The 22,655-nt window shown below is 35.1% G+C and carries 16 protein-coding genes; 14 read left to right on the top strand and 2 right to left on the bottom strand.

Going from position 1 to position 22,655, the window contains the following annotated elements; translation table 11 throughout:
* Positions 1-16: 16 nt before the first annotated feature.
* The 14 genes from RB619_RS03660 (at position 17) to RB619_RS03595 (ending at position 18,875) form a co-directional block, all read left to right on the top strand.
* Positions 17-2,311 carry a TonB-dependent siderophore receptor gene (locus RB619_RS03660; protein ID WP_308094326.1) on the top strand — a complete coding sequence of 765 codons (2,295 nt, stop codon included), beginning with the start codon at positions 17-19 and terminating at the stop codon, positions 2,309-2,311.
* A gap of 5 nt (positions 2,312-2,316) precedes the next feature.
* Positions 2,317-3,087, top strand: a complete 771-nt coding sequence (locus RB619_RS03655) for an ABC transporter permease (RefSeq protein WP_308094323.1) — start codon at positions 2,317-2,319, stop codon at positions 3,085-3,087.
* Positions 3,088-3,768: a DUF3526 domain-containing protein gene (locus RB619_RS03650; RefSeq protein WP_308094320.1), complete on the top strand. Its 681-nt coding sequence runs from the start codon at positions 3,088-3,090 to the stop codon at positions 3,766-3,768.
* A 1-nt stretch (position 3,769) separates the two neighbouring features.
* On the top strand, positions 3,770-5,116 hold the full coding sequence (locus tag RB619_RS03645; protein WP_308094318.1) for a DUF3526 domain-containing protein: 1,347 nt from the start codon (positions 3,770-3,772) through the stop codon (positions 5,114-5,116).
* A 301-nt stretch (positions 5,117-5,417) separates the two neighbouring features.
* Positions 5,418-6,017, top strand: coding sequence for an RNA polymerase sigma-70 factor (locus RB619_RS03640; protein WP_308094316.1), 600 nt, complete (start codon positions 5,418-5,420; stop codon positions 6,015-6,017).
* A 67-nt stretch (positions 6,018-6,084) separates the two neighbouring features.
* Complete coding sequence (locus tag RB619_RS03635) at positions 6,085-7,188, top strand: FecR domain-containing protein (protein ID WP_308094313.1); 1,104 nt, start codon at positions 6,085-6,087, stop codon at positions 7,186-7,188.
* A gap of 10 nt (positions 7,189-7,198) precedes the next feature.
* Complete coding sequence (locus RB619_RS03630; RefSeq protein WP_308094312.1) at positions 7,199-10,561, top strand: SusC/RagA family TonB-linked outer membrane protein; 3,363 nt, start codon at positions 7,199-7,201, stop codon at positions 10,559-10,561.
* A gap of 4 nt (positions 10,562-10,565) precedes the next feature.
* The gene (locus RB619_RS03625; RefSeq protein WP_308094309.1) at positions 10,566-12,023 is read left to right on the top strand and encodes a RagB/SusD family nutrient uptake outer membrane protein; all 1,458 of its coding nucleotides are present in this window, start codon (positions 10,566-10,568) and stop codon (positions 12,021-12,023) included.
* Positions 11,992-13,476 carry a hypothetical protein gene (locus RB619_RS03620; protein ID WP_308094306.1) on the top strand — a complete coding sequence of 495 codons (1,485 nt, stop codon included), beginning with the start codon at positions 11,992-11,994 and terminating at the stop codon, positions 13,474-13,476. The genes RB619_RS03625 and RB619_RS03620 overlap by 32 nt, the downstream gene beginning before the upstream one ends.
* Positions 13,477-13,561: 85 nt before the next feature.
* Complete coding sequence (locus RB619_RS03615) at positions 13,562-14,704, top strand: cytochrome c peroxidase (RefSeq protein ID WP_308094304.1); 1,143 nt, start codon at positions 13,562-13,564, stop codon at positions 14,702-14,704.
* A 237-nt stretch (positions 14,705-14,941) separates the two neighbouring features.
* Entirely contained in the window at positions 14,942-17,311 is a 2,370-nt protein-coding gene (locus RB619_RS03610) for an arylsulfatase (RefSeq protein ID WP_308094302.1), read from the top strand.
* A gap of 154 nt (positions 17,312-17,465) precedes the next feature.
* Positions 17,466-17,792, top strand: coding sequence for a metalloregulator ArsR/SmtB family transcription factor (locus RB619_RS03605; RefSeq protein ID WP_308094300.1), 327 nt, complete (start codon positions 17,466-17,468; stop codon positions 17,790-17,792).
* Positions 17,793-17,850: 58 nt separating this feature from the next.
* Positions 17,851-18,324: a DUF6428 family protein gene (locus RB619_RS03600; protein WP_308094297.1), complete on the top strand. Its 474-nt coding sequence runs from the start codon at positions 17,851-17,853 to the stop codon at positions 18,322-18,324.
* Between the two features lie 131 nt (positions 18,325-18,455).
* A complete protein-coding gene (locus tag RB619_RS03595) occupies positions 18,456-18,875 on the top strand; it encodes an arsenate reductase ArsC (RefSeq protein WP_308094295.1) in 420 nt (139 codons plus the stop codon).
* 162 nt (positions 18,876-19,037) lie between these two features.
* Here RB619_RS03595 and RB619_RS03590 read toward each other — a convergent pair whose 3' ends face one another.
* Both RB619_RS03590 and RB619_RS03585 read right to left on the bottom strand, forming a co-directional pair.
* Positions 19,038-21,038, bottom strand: a complete 2,001-nt coding sequence (locus tag RB619_RS03590; RefSeq protein WP_308094293.1) for a heavy metal translocating P-type ATPase — start codon at positions 21,036-21,038, stop codon at positions 19,038-19,040.
* A gap of 343 nt (positions 21,039-21,381) precedes the next feature.
* Complete coding sequence (locus RB619_RS03585; RefSeq protein WP_308094291.1) at positions 21,382-22,653, bottom strand: efflux RND transporter periplasmic adaptor subunit; 1,272 nt, start codon at positions 22,651-22,653, stop codon at positions 21,382-21,384.
* Positions 22,654-22,655: the final 2 nt, after the last annotated feature.

Below are 22,655 nucleotides of genomic sequence, written 5' to 3'. Positions count from 1 at the left end.
CCATTCCCTATAAAACATGAAAAATTTATTTCCTTTTATATTTCTACTAATTGCAGTACAAGCAATACATTCTCAGACTGTCAACAAAAAAAGTACAGATAGCATTCCACAGGATTCAATCAAAATGATGAAAAATGAATTGCAGACTGTTGAAATTATAGGTCGTTCAACCAAAAAATACAACAGCGAATATTCGTTTGCAGCTACAAAAACTGCAGCGTTGAATAAAGACATTCCGCAATCTATTTCGACAATTACAAAGGAATTAATTACCGATAAAGCAGCTTTTTATCTTGCTGATGCCGTAAAAATGGCAAGTGGTGTAATTCCGGCAAGTTATTACAATCAATATACGATTCGGGGAATCAGCCAAAATGAGGAGGGCCAAATCATCAACGGAATGCGAACGCGTCAATATTATTTTCTTCAGCCTTTAACGAGCAATATTGAACGTGTTGAAGTCATCAAAGGTCCATCGAGTGCAACATTTTCTTCTGTTGATCCAGGTGGAAGCATTAATTTGGTTACAAAAAAACCATTGGCAATTGACCGAAAAGAGATTAGTTTAAGCGTTGGGAGCTTCAGTACTTTGCGCGGAACGCTTGATTTCACAGGCCCTTTAAACGAATCTAAAACACTTTTATACCGTGTAAACGGCGCGTATCAACAAGCAAAATCATTTCGTGATTTAGTCAATAATAAATCGTTTTTGATCTCGCCTTCTTTCAGTTATATACCAAATGAAAAAACGGCAATTAACACCGAATTAATTTTAAGCGACATGACTGGAATTCTGGACCGCGGACAACCGATTTTTGGTGCCGTTGCTGGAAAAACAAGTCTGAATAAAACACCTATAAGCTTAAATCTAGGCGCTCCGAGCGACTTTTTCAAATCGAAAGAAATGATTTTGATGACGAATTTTACACATAAATTCAGCTCTAAAATTGGTTTTAACGCATCGTACATGAAGCAAACTTGGACAGAAGATCTTCAAGAACACCGCACTACAAATGCTTTTGCTGTCGATATGAACAATAAACCCGTTACAAGTCTGGCAATGATGCAGTTTGTACAACGTCAACAAAATTGGAACATTGATAATTTGAGTGCTTATTTCAACTTCGATTTCAAAACTGGAAAACTTAAGCATAAATTATTGACAGGTTACGATTTAAGCAGTTGGAACAAAAATAAAGGCGGCGGACAAAATGCAGCGAGAGGTTATTTATTAAAAGACGGAACGGTTGCCAGCAGTTTTGTTTTGGCGAATGCCTCAAATTACCAAACCATTACCGTTGACGGCGTTGTTATGCCAAAACCAAATGTGAATTATTTCAATTTGAGCAATCCAAACTACAAACTTACAAGTCCCGAAGATTATGCGCTGAATGTGAGAACATCACTTCCATCGGCATTAACGACTACAAATGCGGTTTATATTCAGGATCAAATTCAATGGGAAAAGTTTACTTTTTTATTGGGTTTGCGAAACGAATGGTTTGAAGATATTACAAACTACGAAACCAGTAACGAACTGAAAGTCAAAAAATCAGCTTTGTTGCCAAGAATCGGGATAACTTATTCCGTAAACAGTGCGATAAATGTATATACGACATATCTTGAAGGTTATCAGCCACAATCGAATACGGTAACTCTAATGCCACAAACGGGAAGTTTGCCTGCCGGAAGTTTATTTGATCCGCTGGAAAGTAATTTAAAAGAAGTCGGGATCAAAACCACATTTTTAAACAATTCAATGAGTTTTAATGCAGCAATTTATGAAATCAATCAGCGCAATATTTTAATGAATGCCAATGATCCTGCAAATCCTGATTTACTGGTTACAAGAGGTGCAGAACGAAGCCGTGGTTTTGAGTGTGATATAGCAGGTTATATTACAACAGACTGGCAAATTAATGCATCATACAGTTATATTGATGCTGAAATCATGGAAGACGCTAATCCGGCTTTAATTGGTGCTCGAAAACAAAACACGCCAAAAAACAGCGCCAATTTATGGACACGCTACAATTTTGCTTCTGACTCTGTTTTACAAGATTTGGGAATTGGTTTTGGAATGCAGTACCAAAGCAGTAAAGTGCCTTGGTTTACCCGCGATTTTACACTTCCTGACTTTACCATTTTTGACGCTGCTTTGTTTTATAAACCAAGCAAAAGCAATGTTCAGATTGCTGTAAATGCTGGCAATTTATTAAACAAAACGTATTGGTTGGGTGCACAGAATTATTTGCGCTTGTTTCCGGGAAGTCCTAGAAATGTTAGCCTTACGGTAACTTATAAATTTTAATTTATATGAAATTATTACATACAGAACTCCTTATAGCCAGACATTTTAAAAACGCTGTTTTTAAAAATTCGGCGATTTATATTATTACACTTTTTATTGGCGTCTTACTTTTATTTGCTGCGTTTTCGGGTTGGGATAATTACAAAAGCCAAAACGAAACAAGCGAAAAATACCAACATGAATCCCGCGAAGACTGGTTGAAAAACCCAGATAAAAACCCGCATAGAATGGCGCACTACGGCAATTTTGCCTTTAGAAAAAGTACCTCTTTGAGCGTTTTTGAATTTGGAATGGAACCATTTTTTGGAAATGCCATTTTCCTTGAAGCACATAAACAAAATACGGCCAATTTCTCTGAAGCTGGATTTTCTAACAGTATGCTTCGTTTTGGCGAAATCAGCATTGCTATGGTTTTGCAGGTTTTACTGCCTTTATTGATCTTTTTTGTCGGTTTTAATTCTGTGGCTTACGAAAGAGAAAACGGAACTTTAAAAATCCTTTTAAGTCAGGGAATAAGCTGGAAACAGCTTTTATTTGGTAAAGTCTTTGGAATTGCAAGTGTCGTTATGTTGCTTTTTGTTCCCACTATTATCATTTTGGTTTTGGTCTGGTTACTGCTGCAAAATTTTTCCATTTCGGCAGATGAAACGATTAAAATGCTGTTGTTTATTGGGTTTCATTTTATTTATCTGATGCTCTTTTGTGTCGTTGCTGTTTTGATTTCGGCGTCAAGTAAAACTTCAAAAAAAGCTTTAGTTTCATTAATTGGAATTTAGTTGCTATTTACCATAATTCTGCCACGAACAACGCAGGCAATTGGAGCATATTTATATGAAGCGCCTTCTAAAATTCAGTTTAACAGCGACATAGAAAAAGATATTTTGAAACAAGGCGACAGTCACAACCCTAATGATGTGCATTATAAAGCAATAAAAGATTCTTTATTACGAGTTTACAAAGTCGATTCGGTACAAAAACTTCCTTTTAATTATTCTGGATTTATTATGACCGAAGGCGAGAAAATCAGCTCGAACATTTACAACAAACATTTAGAAGAATTGCTGAAAATCTATGCCAGACAAAACAGTTTTTCGAAGGCCGTTTCTTTTCTAAATCCGTACATCGCGATGAAGAATTTATCGATGGGATTATCAAATACTGATTATGATTCATATATCGATTTCCAGAAACAAGCCGAGAAATACCGTTATGGAATGGCGCAGAAAATGAACGCATTACAAGTTAAATACATCAGTAATAAAAAACCCGGGCCCAATGATAAACCACTCACAATTAGCAAGGAACACTGGGCCGATGTAAAGGAGTTTCATTATGAACCAAAAGGCATCAGGGACGTTTTAAAAAACGAAATTGTTTCTGTTATTTCTATTCTTTTATGGATAATTCTGTTATTTATTTTGATCCGAATTGCTTCTAAAAACTTAAAAGCCATTTAATATGTTACCACTCTTATTTAAAAATTTCATACGTTCAAAAGGAACCAAAATTGGCTTACTTTTTTTATTAATCATTGGTTTTATAAGCCTTTTGATTGGACATCAGTTTCAGGAAAAACAACAAAATAATATTACTGAAGCGGCAGTTTATCAAAAAGAACATATTGCGAGAAATGCTGCTTTTCATAAAGATGAAATTGGACTTCTCCTCTATTACATCAAATTTTCATTGGTTAATACTACTCTACCAATCAACAGTTTGGCAATTGGGCAGCGCGATGTGAATCCGTCGATTCAAAGTGTTACTATTCGGGGTTTGGAAGCTCAGAAATACGATTCAGAATTGAATAATCCGAGTAATCTTTTGTCTGGAAATATCGATTTTAGTTTTGTGCTTTTGTATTTATTTCCGCTTTTGATTATCGCTTTTTCGTATAATATCATTTCTGAAGAAAAAGAATCAGGAACTTGGAAAATCGTGGCAACACAAAGTCCGAATACCTTTTTCTATATTTTAAAACTGTTTTATATTCGGATTTTAAGCTTACTGGCGCTTTTAACTTTAACACTTTTAGTTGCTGTTTTGTTTTTACAAATTCCAGTCGACAAAGCGTTTCTTCTGTTTTATGGGCTTTCGGTTTTGTACCTTTTATTTTGGTTTACGGTTTGTTTTTTCATTGCTTCTCTTAACAAAAACTCCAACTTCAACGCCGTTATTTTATTGACCATCTGGCTGTTTCTAATTATTATTCTTCCAGCCGTAATCAATACGTATATCATTAATAAATACAAAGTTCCCGAAGCCCTAGAACTAACGCTTGCGCAACGAAATGCCTATCATGAAAAATGGGATATGGACAAACAGGAAACGTTGGATAAATTCTACAAACATTATCCGCAGTTTAAAAATTATCCTTTGCCTGATAAGGAGTTCAGCTGGCTTTGGTATTACGCCATGCAGCAAATGGGCGACGATGAATCTTCGGTACAATCTAAAGAATTAGAATCGAAATTGGAACAGAGAAATCATGCGAGTGAGTTTATCGCGCAGTTTATTCCGACGCTTCATACGCAAATTCAGTTAAAAGAAATTGCAAAATCTGATTTGCGAAACCAGCTTTTGTTTTTAAAAGAAACAACGAAATTTCACGAAAAACTGCGTTTGTATTTTTATCCGAAGATATTCGATGATGCTCCGGTCGATCAGGAAAAATGGGAAAATTTTAAAGTCGAAACTTTTAAGGACAACTCTGAAACGAGTTTTATAAATGCGTTTTTGCCTTTACTTATTTTTAATTTGTTGCTGATTGTTTTTGGTTGGTGGAATTTTAAACGGAAAGTTATTTAACCGCCAAATTATTTAACCGCAAAGGGCGCTAAGGTATACGCAAAGTTCGCAAAGTTTTTAGATAAAGCTTTGCGAACTTTGCGTTTATATGAGGTTACTATATTCTAAAATCTTTGCGTGCTTTGCGGTTAAAAAAAACAGCAATACTAAACCTATTCTGAATAAATTCTATAGAATCAATCTTTATTTGAATTTTATTTAGAATTAATATAAATAAACTTTTATATTTGCCACTTTCTGAGCAAAACTGAGTAGTTTTTAAAATTTACTTAATATTGCTTTCCAAAGTAAAATCCTTTTGATGAACAATAATGACAGTTTTGAATTTGAACTATTCCTATCCTTCAAGGGAGGAGACGAAACTGCATTTAAGTTTTTCTACGATAAATATTTTAGACGAATACAATCTTTCAACTTTCAGTTTATTTACGATCAGGATGAAGCCGAAAATCTTGCTCAGGAAGCTTTACTGCATTTATGGCAAAATAGAGAAAGTGTTGAATCTATAAATGGAATTCAGGCTTTCTTGTTTACCTACGCCAAATCAAAATGCTTGAATTTAATTCGGCACAATAAAGTGAAAGATAAATTCAAAAATGACCTACTCAACCAAAAAGAAAGAGAACTGAATATCGAAGTTTTAAATTCGATTCAGTTCGACACTTTAGAATTAACCGAATTAGAACGCATCATTCAGGAATCGATTGGCGATTTACCAGCAAAAACCAGAGAAGTTTTTATAAAAAAACGTTTCGAGAATAAAAAAAATGCAGAAATCGCCGAAGAAATGGGTGTTACCTTAAAAGCTGTTGAAGCCCATATGACCAAGGCTTTAAAGATTTTAAAAACCAAATTATCTGATTATTTATTCTTAATTTTTATCCTTATTTATAATAATTAAGAATAAAAGGTAGGGTATTTTAATTCTGAGGTGTACTAACTATAGCGAGAAGTTTTAAAACGCAAATATGACATCGGAAATACTAAATAAATACCTTTCTAACGAAGCTTCAGAACAAGAAGTTCAGGCACTTTTTGAATGGATTGAAGCATCAGAAGAAAATAAACAACAATTTATAAACGCAAAGAAAGCTTGGGTTTTAAGCTCAATTGCAACAGATTTATCTATTGATACAGTTCCGGTAATTCAAATCAAAGCAAAAAACAAAATCAGACAGTATCTGCAGTATGCTGCCATCTTTTTAGTGTTTTTGAGCTTTGGAACCACTTTTTTCTTATTTAACAGAACTTCTGAAACTTCAAAAGAAATTGTTCTTGCTCTTGGCGACGGCCGACTGGAATATTTTAGAGGAAAAAATCAGAGCCAAATTTTAAATGATAAAGGCGATTTAGTGGCCAAAAAATTTCCGGATCAAATCATTTATTTTGGCAAAGTTCAGGATGAGAATATTAATTACAATACCCTAAAAGTTCCGTACGGAAAACGCTTTAAAATTCAGCTTTCAGACGGCACTGTTGTCAGTTTAAACTCGGGAACAACGTTTCGTTATCCGGAGCAATTTGGCATTAATGGAAACAGGAATGTATATTTAACAGGAGAAGCCTTTTTTGAAGTTTCTAAAGATAAACTGCACCCGTTTATTGTGCATGCCAATCAGGCAAACATTGAAGTACTCGGAACAAAATTTAATGTGAGCGCTTATCCTGAAAACCCTACTGTTAATAGTACATTACTGGAAGGAAGCATTCAAATGTCTGAAGCTGTTAACCCGGCAAACTCTATTTTGCTTGAACCAAACCAAATGGCAACTTGGCAGAATAATTCTAAAAAAATCGTCATAAAAGAAGTTGATCCAGCCTTTTATACTGCTTGGACAAAAGGTGAACTTGCTTTTAAAGACACTCCATTTTCAACCATCGCTAAAATTATTCAGCGTACTTATGACGTTGAAATTGTCAACGAAAATTCTGATTTGGCCAGACAGAATTTTACCGGTACAATAAAAATAAGCGAATCTAGTGTCGAAAACATTTTAGATCTGCTAAAACGCGACACGCCTTTTAATTATTCAATTGAACAAAAAACCATTACAATTACCAATCCGCGATAAATAAATAAACATGACATTTACGATACAACCCGCTTTAAGAAAAATTCTGTTTTTCTTAGCATTTCTCATATCTGTTTTTAAAGGATTTTCTCAGAATAAATTAATAACCATACATGCTAAAAATAAACCTATAAACCTAATTATCAAATCGATTGAAGAGCAAAGTGATTTCAGAATAATTTATAATGCCCGAAAAATTGATGCTGAACAATTGGCCGATTTAGATGTCAATAATGTGACTTTAGAAAAGGCTTTAACGCAATTATTAAAAGACAAAAATATTACATTTTACATACAGAAAAAACAGGTTTTATTGACCAGCACTGCTCCTTCCCAAACTTCTGATCCAAATGTTCAGGAAACAGAAAGATTGATACATGGAACTGTTTTTGGCGCAAAAGACAAACTGCCACTTCCGGGCGCTACTATTCGCATAAAAGGAACTGGAATGGGTGCTATAACTGACTTTAACGGAAAATTTATTTATCAGCTAAATGGCGACAATATTGAAAACATAGTTCTTGAAACTTCGTATTTAGGAATGGAAATTCAAACTCAAAAAGTAAACAGCAAAAAGGAATTTACTTTTTATCTTGAAGAAGCAACTGACGAACTGAATCCGGTTGTAATTACTTCCTCGTACGGAACTAAAAAGTTAAAAGAAGAAATTGTTGGTTCTATTTCTACCCTAAATTCAAAAGATATTGCCGTAGAACAAGCATCTGAATCGGTTGATAAAATGATTACGGGACAAATTGCTGGAGTTTTGGTCGAAAACACTTCTGGCGTTGGTGGTCCGGTGAAAATTAATATTCGCGGACAAGGTACATTGCCTTCATTAACTGGCGCTAGAACCGGAACTTCGACACAACCGCTTATCATCGTTGACGGCGTTATAATGGGCGAAGAATTTGGAATTGATAGTTCTTATTTTAGCGGAAACGGCGATTTTACGGAAAGTTTCGGAAATCCGTTGATGAAAATTGCTCCTGAAAATATTGAAACAATTTCTGTTTTGAAAGATGCTGCAGCTGTTGGTATTTATGGTGCTGACGGAGCTAACGGTGTAATCTTGATTACCACTAAAAAAGGAAAAAAAGGGAAAATGCAATTTGGCTTCTCGAATCAGCTTGGGGTTTCATCGGCTATAAATCAAATTAAATATTTGAACGGAGAACAATACACAGAACTTCGAAATGAATTTGTAAAAAACACTACAACTAATTATGTTCCTGTGGCTTACAATGGCGTAAATACAGATTGGTTTGGCTTATTGAACCGATCAGGGATTTACAATAAGTACAATTTTAATGTATCTGGCGCGACGTCAAAATTCTCTTATCGCACCAACATCAGTTATACAAAAATTGATGAACCGCAAATGGGAAATAATACCAAACAGCTTAATGCGGGAATTAATTTAGGTTATAACTCTGGAAAACTGGACATTAATTTAATGCTTAATCCGAGTTTTATTCAAAAAGATGCTCCAAATATTTTTTATTCTTTTGCTTATTTGCCTACTCTTTCTCCGTATAACGCGGATGGTTCGTATTCAATGTTAGGTGTGAGCGGTATGATGCGCGGAAATCCGCTTGCAGCTATCGAACAAAATAAAAATGAAGCACAAACTTATGGTCTTTTAGGAAGTTTGAGTGTTTCGTATAAGCTTAGCAATGCCATTAAATTTGTGACTCTTTTCGGTATGGATTATGCAAAAAAAGATCAGGATCGTTATTTTTCTGCCGAAAATGAAAGCGGTCAATTCACTGGAACATTTACTTTAGATAATATTACGTATCCAAGATGGGGACGCCGACTTATTAATGAAAGAAATGCTAAAAAATGGAACTGGCAAGGTCAGGCTTTATTTGACAAACAATTAACAGAAAATCATGCAATTGACGGCGTTGTAGGTTTTGAACTTTCTGAAGACAAAACCGATTTTAATTATCAATCCGGAATTGGCTTTGTGAATCCGTATGTGATTAATCCAGTTTCTAATGCTTTACGCGATGATAATCCGGTAACTACTTCAGTAGATGAACGAACATCAAATCAGACTTATGGCGGTGAAATAAGCTATAATTCAAGAGTTTCATTATTCACTCAAGTCAATTACAATTATAAAAAACGTTACTTTTTATTGGCCAATTTCCGTCGTGATCAAAGTTCTGTTTTTGGAGATGACACTGATGTTGCTAATAATGGTGGCGCCGGAGCCAGCTGGATTATCAGCAATGAAAATTTTCTTAACCGCAGTTCGTGGGTTGATTTCTTGAAATTGAAAACAAGTTACGGTAACACAGGAAATTCAAGAATTGGTTCGTATCGTTCAAAAGGTTTATACAATATTTCACAAAACAGTTATAACGGAGGAATTGGTGCAACGACTGGTACAGCGCCAAACGGAGATTTAAGCTGGGAAAAAAACACAAAATTCAATGCCGGAATCGATTTTAATGTTTTCAGCCGATTGGAATTTTCATTGGAATATTTTTATGATAATAAGAGTGATTTGATTACAACTCGTGATATTCCTACTGAAACTGGTTACAGCTCAATTCAGTTAAATGCTGCAAGTATGTACAATAAAGGTTTTGAGTTTACAACCCGAATTAAATGGGTAAAAAGTGATGCTTTTAAATGGACAACATCGTTCAACATTTCTACAGTAGACAGCAAAGTAACCGATTTAAAAGGTTTAGGAAGCGATTACTCCACAGCCGACCTAGCTTTGGCACAAAAAATTGGTTACAGCTCCACAACAGTTTGGGGAATAAAATGGGTTGGAGTTGATCCGGCTACAGGACGAGATTTGGTCACTAAAAATGGCAAAGTTTACGACCTTGCGACTTACAGATCTTTATATACTGTGGCAGATTGGGAGCCAATTGGAGATACTCAGGCAAAAGCATACGGCGGATTTCACAACAGTTTTACTTTCTACAACAACCTTACTTTAGCGGTTAGAGGAGATTTTCAATTTGGCGGTGATTTCTTTGCTCCAGATGTCCTTATTGACAAATATTCAAATACAGTAAACCGAAATCTTTCAGTAAATGCCGATGATCATTGGAGAAATCCAGGCGATATCGTTTCTCAATCCGCGGTTGCGAGTTCTCCTCCAACGCCAAATCTTAGTAAATATGTTTATGATGCTACTTATTTCCGTGTGAGCAATATCAATCTAAGTTATAATGTTCCTATCAAAAATATTTTCCTAGACAATCTTTCTGTTTTTGCAGATGCGACAAATGTGTTGTATTGGTACAAAGAAAAAAGTCCGAAAGGAATGAACGGAATACGAGAATTCAGTTATATCTATCCGCAAGCGCGAACAATTTCACTTGGTGTTAATGCAAAATTTTAAGACAATGAATTATTTAAAATATATCACAATAATAATCCTGATTTTTTCATTGCAAAGCTGCAGTGATTTCTTGGAACAAGAACCTGGAACTCAAACCTCTATAGATGAACTTCTGCAAAACAAAGAAGGCGTTTTAAAAGCTTTAAAAGGGCTTTATGTAGAGGTTGAAGCAAATGTTAGAAGCGAGCGTTTTGCCGTGTATTCTGATTTACAAGGTGGTAATATCAAATTTACACCAACATCTTCCGGAAGCAGCAGAGGCCAGATTACGCCTGCGCTTAATATCAGGGAAGTATATTCGTTTGAAGATACCGCAGACAATAGCAATTTTAAATCATTCTATGATGCAAGTTATGACATTATCAATCAGGCAAATCTAATTTTAGAATATACTCCTACTTTAACCGATGCCACCGAAGCGGAGAAAAACCAAATAAAAGCCGAAGCTTTGACAATCAGAGCCTATGCACACTTTCTTTTGTCACAGATTTACAGTCAAAATTACAGTTATACTACTGATGCCTCGCATTTAGGAATTGTTTACAGCAGAGAATCTATAAAAACAGGAATCAAATACCCTAAAAGAGAAACGCTTGCTGCGACTTATTCTTTTATTATTGAAGATTTAAAAACGGCCATTTCAAATTATTCCGATGCTTCTTTAATGACCGGACCGTCTTATTCTTATTTCAACAGAAATAATGCAAAAGCGCTATTGGCCAGAGTTTATTTGTACAAAAAAGACTGGACAAATGCCTATGAAACGGCAAATGATGTGATTACAAATTCGGGAATTACTTTAGTAAATACTTCAAATTTTGTAACACAATGGACACAGCCAGATCTCCCTATTTCTGAAGCGCTTTTAGAATTTTCTGTCCCTAAAGATTTAGAAAATACCGTTTCATCATCAATGTCAAGTTATTTTGGGGTTACCGAAAATAATTATGCCAAATACGTGGCATCAAATGATTTGTATAATCTTTATGAGAATACTGATTTGAGAAAACAATTATTTATTGGCACAAATCTTTCGACTTTAGTAAATGGCGTTCTAGTTCCTGTTAATTACAACTTTACACGAAAATTTCAGGATAACGCTGGTTATGTTGCTTTTAGAATAAGCGAAATGTATTTAATACGTGCTGAAGCTGCTTTGGAAAATAATAAACCAGATCTTGCAATGGCTGACGTAAACACTATTCGTGCTCGCGCCAAAGCTTCTTTATTAACCAATACAACAAATTTAAAAGAAGATATTCTTTTAGAACGCCGAAAAGAACTTTGTTTTGAAGGTCACTTATTTTTTGATCTGGCGCGCAATCATAAAGGAATTACACGAAATGACGGCTGTATTTCAACCGTTTGCAGTTTGACTTATCCTTCATTAAAATATGTACTGCCAATTCCAACTTTTAATATTAATCTTAATGAAAACTTACAGCAAAATGAATCCTATTAAGATAGTAAGCATAGTAACTTTAGTCTTGTTATTGACTTCTTGTTCAAAAGACGATTATAAATTAGGCTCTGAAATTGAACCGCATTTACGTTTTAACTTCTTGGTTAAAAGCGACAATGTTCCGTTAGAATATCCAACGGTTAACGGAGGTTTATTGCCACAGTCTAGTTATGTAAACAATTCGGTTAAAACTTTGAAAGTGCCAGTTGCTCTAACAACACGTTCCCTAAAAAATGCCGTAACAGCAAATTTTAGTGCCGTATCATCAACTGGTGATAAGGAAAGTTTCACTGTCAATCCGGTTAACGAATTAACGTTTCAGGGAAATAAAGTGACCGATACTATTTTTGTTTCTTTTAATAAAAGATGGACGGCAAACCAAAGTATTTCTTTAAAATTGGAAACCGTTTCAGATCCTGAAATTCACATTGGAAGTCTTAATACTGAATATCCAAACGATACTTTCAAAATTGATTTAGGAACTATTACAACGAATTATACTTTTCCGGTTTCGCAATATATCATTAAAGGTGAAGTTGGCGAAACGGTTGATTTTAAAGTAAATTTCCCAAACGGATTTTTTGCTTCAGAATTAGAAAAACTAGAAATTTTCAAATTCCTGAATGGATTTAATTATTCTTTGACTCATGACGATTTCAATAAAAGTACCAATTCGGTAACCTATCATTTAACGCTTTTAGAGAACATTCAAAACGATGATGTTTATTATGAATCTTCCATTTCATTAGTGAATGCAGGCAGTTATAACGCAACAGGAAACACCATTCTTCAAATTATTAAGCCAATCAAATCAACCAGAGATCGAAATGCAAATCCGGCTTCTAAGTTTTATGATTTATCCAATCAGTTTTATTTGACATACGGAGAAACTTGGTTTGATAAAAGCGGTGTTTGCGCTTGGCAGGCTTATAATGCTTTTACGTTTCCGGTTGTTGTTACGAAAGATCATGAAAATGCAATTTTATACAGTGATAAAGGAACCGCAAACCCAAATGATGATGTTTATCATGACGCTTTCAAAATTGGATTTAATGTTGCTTCTGGAACCAATACGACAAACTCATTCAACTTAAAAAGATGGTTTTCTAATGAAAGTACCACCGCAGCAAATTCGCCTGGATTTAATATTACATCAGCTTTGGAATTTTTCCCTGCAAACGGAAACAGCAAAACAAGCGGAAATGTGTTGGTTATACCGCAATACATTACAATCGCCGGAACTAACAAAAACACCTACAGTATTGCGATTTCAGGATCAGGAACATACAAAGAAATAAGTGCAGGTTTGTTTGAAATTATTTTTGAATTGAAATTGACCAATGATGTTCTTTTTGGAGGAACTGTAACATCTCAATACAAAATGTATAATAATAAAACCTATCCAAAACCAGCCGCTTTAGCGATTGACTGTCCTAAAGAGAAAGACCTATAATTAATGGTTAATTGTGAATTGTTAATTCTTTAACTCTTGTTTCTTGCTTCTTGCTTCTTTCCTCTTGCTTTTAAAAACAAAAAAATTGAAAAAACTAATCTTCCCCATCCTATTCCTCTTGAGTTTAACGGCTTATAAAAGTGCCGAAGAACCTGATTATATTGATATTCAGGAATTGCGAAAACTGTATTCAAGCGGTGACGTTTCGAAGTGGCCTGTTGCGGAATTGCACGAAAATGTCGATAAATCTACATTTCAAGATATTGGTGTACTTCCTGCAGTTCCTTATCCAGCTTATAATCCGTATTCGAAGGAAAAAGAAAGTTTGGGAAAGATTTTATTTTTTGATCCGAGATTATCCAGAAGCGGACAAATTGCCTGCGCTTCCTGTCATAATCCAGAATTAGGTTGGACGGATAATTTGACACGTTCTTTTGGACACGATCGTCAAACTGGAAAACGCAATTCGATGACCATTTTAAATTCGGCTTACGCCACTTCTTTATTTTGGGATGGAAGAGCTAAAAGTCTAGAAGATCAAGCGCAATTTCCTGTTCAAGATCCTTTAGAAATGAATGAAAAATTGACGATTGCTGTTGATAAAATTGCTAAAATCAAAGGCTATAATTCTTTATTTACAGACGCTTTTGGAGACAAAAAAGTAACTTTAGAAAGAATTCAATATGCCATTGCAACCTTTGAAAGATCAATTAACAGTCCGAAAAGTAAGTTTGATCAATTTGTAAGCGGAAAATCAGACATTTATACCGATTCGCAAGTAAAAGGGCTTCATTTGTTCAGAACTAAAGCGCAATGCATCAATTGCCACAATACGCCGTATTTCAGCGACAATCAGTTTCATAATGACGGTCAAACTTTATTCGGAACAAAAAATGAAGATTTTGGGTGTTACAATGTAACCAAAGATGTAAAAGACATTGGCAAATTCAGAACGCCAACACTTCGCGAAGCTGTAAACACAAAACCGTGGATGCATCACGGTCATTTTCCTTCTTTATTAGATGTTGTGGAATTGTATAATTTAGGGAATCCATCTCCGGTTCAAAAAAAGTATTTAGGAACAGCACGAGATTCTTTAATTCCGAAAACTGATCCAATGCTTAAAAAACTGGATTTAAGCAAAGAAGAAATTAGTGATTTATTGGCTTTTATTGAAACGCTCAGTACCCCTACCAGAAGAATCATTGTCCCTGAAATGCCAAAATAATTTAGTTAAAATGATTTGTTTTTTGCCCCAATAAAAACCACAAATCATAAAAGCCCTTTTCGTTTTGAAAAGGGCTTTTTTTACATTATTATTTATAAAAATTTATTTACCAAATATTTAGACCTTTTAAGCAGCCTGCATTTAATTTTCGTACATTTACTAGTGTATTCTCCTCACAAACAGATTTTTAAAAAGTTATCACTCTTTTTTTTATAAATATAATACCATTTTAATATTATGAAAAGTAACTTTTTTTTCACGGGACTAATTTTAGTCCTAGGTTTTGGTACGATAAATGCTCAAAACTGGCCCGACAGAACTGTTTTGCCCATTGAGCCTTATCAAAAAGTCGGTAAAGTCGCCCCGACAATTAAAGATTCTGACCCAATAGATTGGCCCAAAGAAATCAGCGCGCCAACAAGTGCACCAAACGTTTTGCTGATTATGATTGATGATGTTGGTTTTGGTGCAAGTTCTACTTTCGGTGGTCCTATTCCAACTCCAAATTTTGACGCTCTTGCTAAAAACGGATTACGCTACAATCGCTTTCACACCACTGCAGTTTGTTCTCCTTCCAGAGCTGCCTTAATTACTGGTAGAAATCATCACACCGCAGCTACGGGAATTATTATGGAATTCTCAACTCCTTATCCCGGTTACAACAGTTTAGTGCCGAGAAGCGTTGCTACAATTGGTAAAATTTTAACCGATAATGGATACGGAACTTCATGGTTTGGTAAAAATCATAATGTCCCAGATTGGCAATCGACACCGGCTGGACCGTTTAATTTGTGGCCAACAGGTTTAGGTTTTGAATATTTCTACGGCTTTTTAGGTGCCGATGCGCATCAATTTAGACCCGCTTTATTTGAAGGGACAAAACCTGTAGATCCTTATTTCAAAGAAGAAAAAGTAGATAATGACTATATCTTGGACCGAGATTTGGCCGATCACGCTATTCATTGGATACAAACACAAAAAAATGTCTCGCCAAACAAACCTTTCTTTGCCTATTATACGCCTGGAACTGCGCACGCTCCGCATCAAGCACCTAAGGAATGGATTGCAAAATTTAAAGGGAAATTTGATCAGGGATTTGATAAACAGCGAATTGCAACATATGAAAATCAGAAAAAACTAGGCATTATTCCGTCTGATGCTTTATTAGCAGCTACGCCTCCTGAATATCAAAAATGGGATGCATTGTCTCCGGGAATGAAAAAAGTCGCCGCCCGAGAAATGGAAGTTTATGCAGCGATGTTAGCCTATTGTGACAATCAAATTGGAAGAATTCTTCAATCAATTAAAGATTTGGGAGAATATGACAATACGATGGTCATTTTTATAATGGGTGATAATGGCGCAAGTGCCGAAGACCCAACCGGACAAGGTATGACGAGCGAAATTGGTATGTTGGTAAATGGCGAAGTTGATACTGAGGAATTTATGCTGAAACATTTAGATGATTTTGGCGGTCCTTGGATGGCAGAACATTATTCGCAAAGCTGGGCGCATGCAATGAACACACCTTTTCAGTGGGACAAAAAAATTGCCTCTCATTTGGGTGGAAGTCGTACTGGAATGGTAATTTCATGGCCGGCTAGAATCAAGCAAATTGGGCAAATAAGAAGTCAGTTTGCTCATATTACAGATATTGTTCCGACTATTCTTGAAGTCGCAAATATTCCGCAGCCCAAAAAAGTAGATGGTTTTGACCAAACTCCAATGGCCGGAAAAAGTCTTGTTTATTCTTTTGATAATGCAAACGCACCTGAAACTCACAAATCACAATATTTTGAAGTTATTGCCAACAGAGCCTATTATAAAGATGGATGGATGGCGAGTACAACTCCAAAAAATCTTCCGTGGCAAGGTCATCCAGTTCCCTCTGAAGATCCCGTTAAAGATTACAAATGGGAATTATATGATTTGACCAAAGATTTTAGCCAAGCGAAAGATATTGCTGCTCAAAACCCTGAGAAATTAAAAGAAATGCAAAAAGCTTTTATGGAAGAAGCCGAAAAATACAATGTTTTTCCGTTTGACGATCGTTATATAGATCGAGTAAATCCTGAAAATCGTCCGAATCTAAATAAAGGAAGAACGCAATTTACTTTTCACCAAGGAACATCGCGAATCACAGAAGGAATGGCGCCTAACATGAAAAATACGTCTTTTAGCATAACAGCAGATATTGAAGTAAAAGCAGGTCAGGAAGGCATGATTATTACGCAAGGTGGTTATTTTGCAGGTTTGGCTTTAATGCTTCAAAAAGGAAAACCAACATTTGCGTATGCTTTTTCTCATTATCCAAATCATAAATGGAGTATTCAATCGCCAACTGCCTTAACAGCAGGTAAACATACTCTTGTTTTAAATTTTGATTATGCAGGTGGCGGTGTCGGAAAAGCGGTTAAAGCTACTTTGCTTGTTGATGGCAAAAAAGTAGCAAGTGGCGATATTCCTAAAACAGTACCAAGCCGTTTCTCTGCAGATGAAACCTTAGATGTTGGAGAAGATTTTGGAACACCAGTAAATAGAACTTACGATGCCCCTTTTACTTTTCAAGGCAAAATTGAAAAAGTTGTGGTTGATTTGAAACAATAGTCTTCCAAAATGATTTCAAAAGAAAAATTAAAAGCCGATTTCAATGGAATCGGCTTTTTTGTTTTCCAAAAAACTCTAATATTACTTTAATGAATAAAATATTTGCTTTTAACAAATCTATATCGTAATATTGCTATATTAAAATTTAAACAAAATGGGAGCTTCTAAAACAGAACATTTTACAGATAAACAAAATCAGATTGCAACCATAGCAAAGGCATTAGGACATCCTGCAAGAATTGCTATTATCGAATATCTTTTGAAGGTAAACGAATGTATTTGTGGTGATATTGTAAATGAACTTCCTCTTGCGCAGCCAACCGTTTCGCAACATCTTAAAGAACTCAAAAATGCTGGGCTTATAAAAGGAAATATCGAAGGAAATGCGATTTGTTATTGTATTGATGAATCGACTTTTGCTATTTTAAATGCCTATTTTTCGAATATTATTGCCGTTACAAAAAATCAGAAATGCTGTTAAAGCATTTTTTTAACTATCTATATCGCAATATTGCATTATAACTATAAATGAAAAAATTATGAAACTATCAGAGATTAAAAACATACTTCCTAATTTGGAAAATGTTGCATTTCAATTAGAAAATGAAACTTTTGTTCCTGAACATTTTCATGTTACGGAAATCGGAATCACTTCAAAAAACTTTATTGATTGCGGAGGCGTTATACGAAATGAAAACGCAGTAAACTTCCAATTATGGAACGCAAATGATTATGAACACCGATTGAAACCAAGCAAACTTTTACATATCATTCAGCTATCAGAAGAAAAACTAAACATTCAAGATTTTGAAATTGAAGTCGAATATCAAAATGAAACCATTGGCCGATATGATTTAGAGTTTAATGGAACACATTTTCTATTGAAAAACAAAACTACAGCTTGTCTGGCGCAAGATGCATGCAATATTCCTCCAGCAAAACAGAAAATTGCTTTGACTGAATTGCATAAAAATGAAGCAAACAGCTGTTCGCCAAATTCGGGTTGTTGCTAATCATGAAGCAGAAAATAATTAAATACAAGAAACCTATCATTATCACAACATCTGTTATTGTACTGCAACTCATTTTTGGATTTGAGCCAAAATTCTGCATTATCAATCTCATTTGGTTATTCGTTTAAATTATGACAAAAAAGATTCTAGTGCTCTGCACAGGAAACAGTTGCAGAAGCCAAATTGCTGAAGGTTATTTAAAACATTTTTTAGGAAATAAAGCGGAAGTTTACAGCGCTGGCGTAGAAACTCATGGAGTAAACCCGAGAGCTATTATAACTATGAAAGAAGATGGAATTGATATTTCAAATCACACTTCAAATCATATTGATGAATATCAAAATATCGATTTTGACTTTGTAATTACGGTTTGTGATAAAGCAAAAGAGCGTTGTCCATTTTTCCCTTCAAGCGCCACAAAACTGCATTATAACTTTAATGATCCAGCAAAAGCAACTGGAACTGAAGAAGAAATTTTACAGGAATTTAGAACAGTCAGACAAACTATAAAAGAGTTTTGCGAACAGTTTTCAAAAGACAATTTCAATTAAATCGATTGAAAAACTAAACTGCTATAGACTGGAAGTCTATATGTTTGATCAGTAAAGTACAAATCTGCAAGATTGGGAAGCTTAATTTTAACCACAAATTACACAAATTTTCGCGAATTAATTTGTGTGAATTTGTGTAATTTGTGGTTGAAAAATTTTTTATTAAAACCTCATCTTCTGAATTCTGACTGCATTTAAAATTGCAAGTAAAGCCACACCAACATCGGCAAAAACAGCTTCCCACATTGTGGCGAGTCCGCCGGCGCCAAGAATTAGGACAAAAGCTTTTACGGCAAAAGCCAGGGTAATATTCTGCCAGACAATTTTTTTGGTTTGTTTTCCAATGTTTATTGCCATTGCAATTTTGCTTGGTTTATCATCCTGAATGACAACATCGGCAGTTTCGATTGCGGCGTCGCTTCCTAAACCTCCCATTGCGATTCCTACTGTGCTTAACGCGATTACAGGCGCATCATTTACGCCGTCGCCTACAAATGCTACAGTTTCATTTTTTGCTTTAATTTCATTTACTTTATTGACTTTATCTTCTGGAAGCAAATCTCCAAAAGCTTTTGCAATTCCAAGTTTATCTGCTACAAACTGAACAACATTTGTTTTATCACCGCTCAACATTGTTAGTTTCACTCCTAAAGATTTCAACTTAGAAACTGTTTCTTGAGCATCTTCTTTAATTTCATCGGCAATGGTTAAATAGCCAGCGAATTTTTTGTCGTAAGCAATCGCAATCGTCGTATAAACGATTGAAGACGGATCGAGATCGTACGGAATATTGAATTTATCCAGAAGTCTAAAATTCCCAACATGAAGTTCTTTTTCATTATAAAAAGCTTTTAAACCATGTCCGGAAATCTCTTCAATGTTTTTCAATTCAATTGAAGCGTCAATTTGTCCAACGTAATTATGAATTGCCGTTGCAACGGGATGCGTGCTTCGGCTTTCTAAAACATTGATCAATTTTAGAATTTCTTCTTTATCAAAATCAGGTTTTATAATGACTTCTTGAACTTTAAAAACGCCTTCGGTCATTGTTCCTGTTTTATCCACAACAACATTCTCAATTGTCGAAATACTATCTAGAAAATTACTTCCTTTAAATAGAATTCCGTTTTTACTCGCTGCGCCAATTCCGCCAAAATAACCCAACGGAATACTGATAACCAAAGCACAAGGACAAGAAATTACCAGAAATACTAAAGCCCTGTAAAGCCAGTCTGCAAAAACATAGTTATCTACAAAAAGCATTGGAATAAGACAAATCGCAATTGCCAGATAAACTACAATCGGCGTATAAATTTTAGCAAATTTCCGAATGAATAATTCGGCAGGTGCTTTTTTGGTTGTAGCATTTTGCACCAATTCGAGAATTTTAGACAATTTACTGTCGTTATAAGCAGTTGTTACTTTTACTTCTGCAATTGTGGTTCCGTTTATCATCCCGGCCAAAACGGTATCGCCTTTCTTTTTAGTATCGGGTTTGCTTTCTCCTGTTAAAGCCGCAGTATTAAACGAAGCCCAATCCGACAATAATTCACCGTCTAAACCAAGTTTTTCTCCTGCTTTAAGCTGAATAATGGTTCCAATTTGAACATCTTTGGCTTTGACTTTTGTCGCAATATTGTTTTCTAAAATAGTAACCTCATCTGGACGCTGATCAAGCAAACTTTTAATACTAGATTTTGCTCGCTTTACCGCCATTCCTTGAAAAGTTTCTCCAATGGTATAAAATAGCATAACGGCAACACCTTCGGGAAATTCACCAATTGCAAAAGCACCAATTGTCGCTATACACATCAAGAAGAATTCAGAAAAAACATCTCCTTTTACTATGCTTTCATAAGCTTCTCTCAAAACAGGAAGTCCAACAGGAAGATAGGCAATTACATACCAAGCAATTCTAACAATTCCGGTAAACCAATTTTGTGGAAAATAATGATCAAACCCAATTCCGATTAGCAATAAAACAAACGATATAATCGATGGCAGGAATAATTTAAATAAACTGCCGTCTGTATTATGTTCATGATCGTGCCCTTCGTGGTCGTGTCCGTTACTTTCTGTGTGAACGGGCTCGTCATGTGAACAACAACAGGATGCTTTAGGCTTGGTTTTTATATTTTTTACTTCTATATCTTGATGTATCATTTTTAGCGTTTCAGGTTTAATCCCGATAGCTATCGGGACAAGTTTTGGATTCTAAAACTTTGTTTAAAATTATGTTCTAAATTTAATCATTTTGTGGCAATTTACTTGAAGTAAAATTTGTTTTTAATCTCGCAAAGTCGCAGAGTTGCAAAGTTTATCTTTAATTGCCTCCAGCTTTAGCTGGAGGTACTAAGGACAAAGTAAAAGGCTTTAGCCAAATGCGTGAGTTTGGCTAAAGCCTTTAGAATTGACATTTTATCACCTCTAGCTAAAGCTGGAGGCAATTTAATAAACAAAAAACTTAGTCCCTTAGCACCTCAGAATCTTAGAACCTTAAAAAAAATCAATGCTCATGCTCTCCTCCACCTTTCATTGCAGACAGCAAATAAAAAGCACCATTGATAACTATTTTAGCATCCGAATTAATTTTATCTACAAACTTAACCTCTGTAAAGCCTAAATCTGTTGTGCCTGGAATCACTTCAATTGCCTTAAAATGAACTTCTTTTTCATGAGTTTGTTCTTTTTCTCCTTCTTCATGTTTATGCTCTTCTTGTGCATTTCCTTCTTCTTGTACAAAAACAAAGTATTTGTCGGCATTTTTTACAACCGCATCTTTTGGCAAAGCCGGAACGGTTGTATTTGTAATATTGATATTGGCAGAAACGTACATTCCCGGAATTAAACCTTTAGCATCCGCCGGATCGATTTTAGCATGAACTGCAACGGTTTTACTTTCGTTTGAAAATGATTTATTGATTCCGAAAATCTTTCCTTTAATGGATTTATTAGACTGATTTGTCAATACAAAATCAATTACTTGGCCTACAGAAATTGAACCTAAATCTTTTTCATAAACATTCAAATCTAAATGCATCTGACTATTATCAACCACTTCAAACAACGAAACACCAGTATTTGCAAAAGCACCTTTGGCAATGTTTATTTTCCCAACATAACCGTTTATAGGCGCTACAATAGGAACTAAAGACGAACTTCCTTTTGTAGAAACATGCAATGCATCCAGTTTATTTTTTGCTGCCTGTGCACGAGCTCTTTCCGTCGCTAATTTTGCTTTGACTTCTTGAAATATTTTCCTCGGATTTACATTTTCATCACTCAAGGTTTTCTGGCGATTGTATTCCAACTGCAGATATTCAATATTCGCTGTCGCCGAATGATATTCTTCCTGCATTTCAATTACTTCCAAATTCTGAATGGTTGCCAAGACTTTTCCTTTATTGACATAAGTTCCTTCCAAAACATAAATGTCTTTGACTGTTCCGCCAATTAAAGTTGAAACTTCAGCAGAGTTTTGAGGCGGAACCGTTGTATAACCATTTGCTTTGATGATTTTATTGAGATTTCTGTCTTCAACAAATCCCGTTTGAATGCTTACCGTTTTATATTGTGATTCGGTTAATGCAACTTCTGTACTTGACTTTTCTTCTTCTTTTGACTCTTCCGTTTTCTTTTCACTGCAACTTAAATTAACCGCAAAGAGCGCAAAGATTACGCAAAGGACGCTAAACTTAATTCCTTTGCGAACATTGCGTTTTATCTTTGCGTGCTTTACGGTTAAATCTTCGGTTAAAGTCATAAATATAATTTTCATAA

The organism is Flavobacterium sp. LHD-80 (assembly GCF_030929605.1).
Lineage (GTDB): Bacteria > Bacteroidota > Bacteroidia > Flavobacteriales > Flavobacteriaceae > Flavobacterium.
This window is presented reverse-complemented; position numbering and strand designations above follow the sequence as displayed.

Bases quoted from the DNA above. Each gene is read 5' to 3' on its own strand.
- RB619_RS03635 (WP_308094313.1), top strand. From the start codon at position 6,085: ATGACATCGGAAATACTAAATAAATACCTTTCTAACGAAGCTTCAGAA.
- RB619_RS03640 (WP_308094316.1), top strand. From the start codon at position 5,418: ATGAACAATAATGACAGTTTTGAATTTGAACTATTCCTATCCTTCAAG.
- RB619_RS03655 (WP_308094323.1), top strand. From the start codon at position 2,317: ATGAAATTATTACATACAGAACTCCTTATAGCCAGACATTTTAAAAAC.
- RB619_RS03660 (WP_308094326.1), top strand. From the start codon at position 17: ATGAAAAATTTATTTCCTTTTATATTTCTACTAATTGCAGTACAAGCA.
- RB619_RS03620 (WP_308094306.1), top strand. From the start codon at position 11,992: ATGAAAACTTACAGCAAAATGAATCCTATTAAGATAGTAAGCATAGTA.
- RB619_RS03590 (WP_308094293.1), bottom strand. From the start codon at position 21,038: ATGATACATCAAGATATAGAAGTAAAAAATATAAAAACCAAGCCTAAA.
- RB619_RS03625 (WP_308094309.1), top strand. From the start codon at position 10,566: ATGAATTATTTAAAATATATCACAATAATAATCCTGATTTTTTCATTG.
- RB619_RS03605 (WP_308094300.1), top strand. From the start codon at position 17,466: ATGGGAGCTTCTAAAACAGAACATTTTACAGATAAACAAAATCAGATT.
- RB619_RS03645 (WP_308094318.1), top strand. From the start codon at position 3,770: ATGTTACCACTCTTATTTAAAAATTTCATACGTTCAAAAGGAACCAAA.
- RB619_RS03630 (WP_308094312.1), top strand. From the start codon at position 7,199: ATGACATTTACGATACAACCCGCTTTAAGAAAAATTCTGTTTTTCTTA.
- RB619_RS03595 (WP_308094295.1), top strand. From the start codon at position 18,456: ATGACAAAAAAGATTCTAGTGCTCTGCACAGGAAACAGTTGCAGAAGC.
- RB619_RS03600 (WP_308094297.1), top strand. From the start codon at position 17,851: ATGAAACTATCAGAGATTAAAAACATACTTCCTAATTTGGAAAATGTT.
- RB619_RS03585 (WP_308094291.1), bottom strand. From the start codon at position 22,653: ATGAAAATTATATTTATGACTTTAACCGAAGATTTAACCGTAAAGCAC.
- RB619_RS03610 (WP_308094302.1), top strand. From the start codon at position 14,942: ATGAAAAGTAACTTTTTTTTCACGGGACTAATTTTAGTCCTAGGTTTT.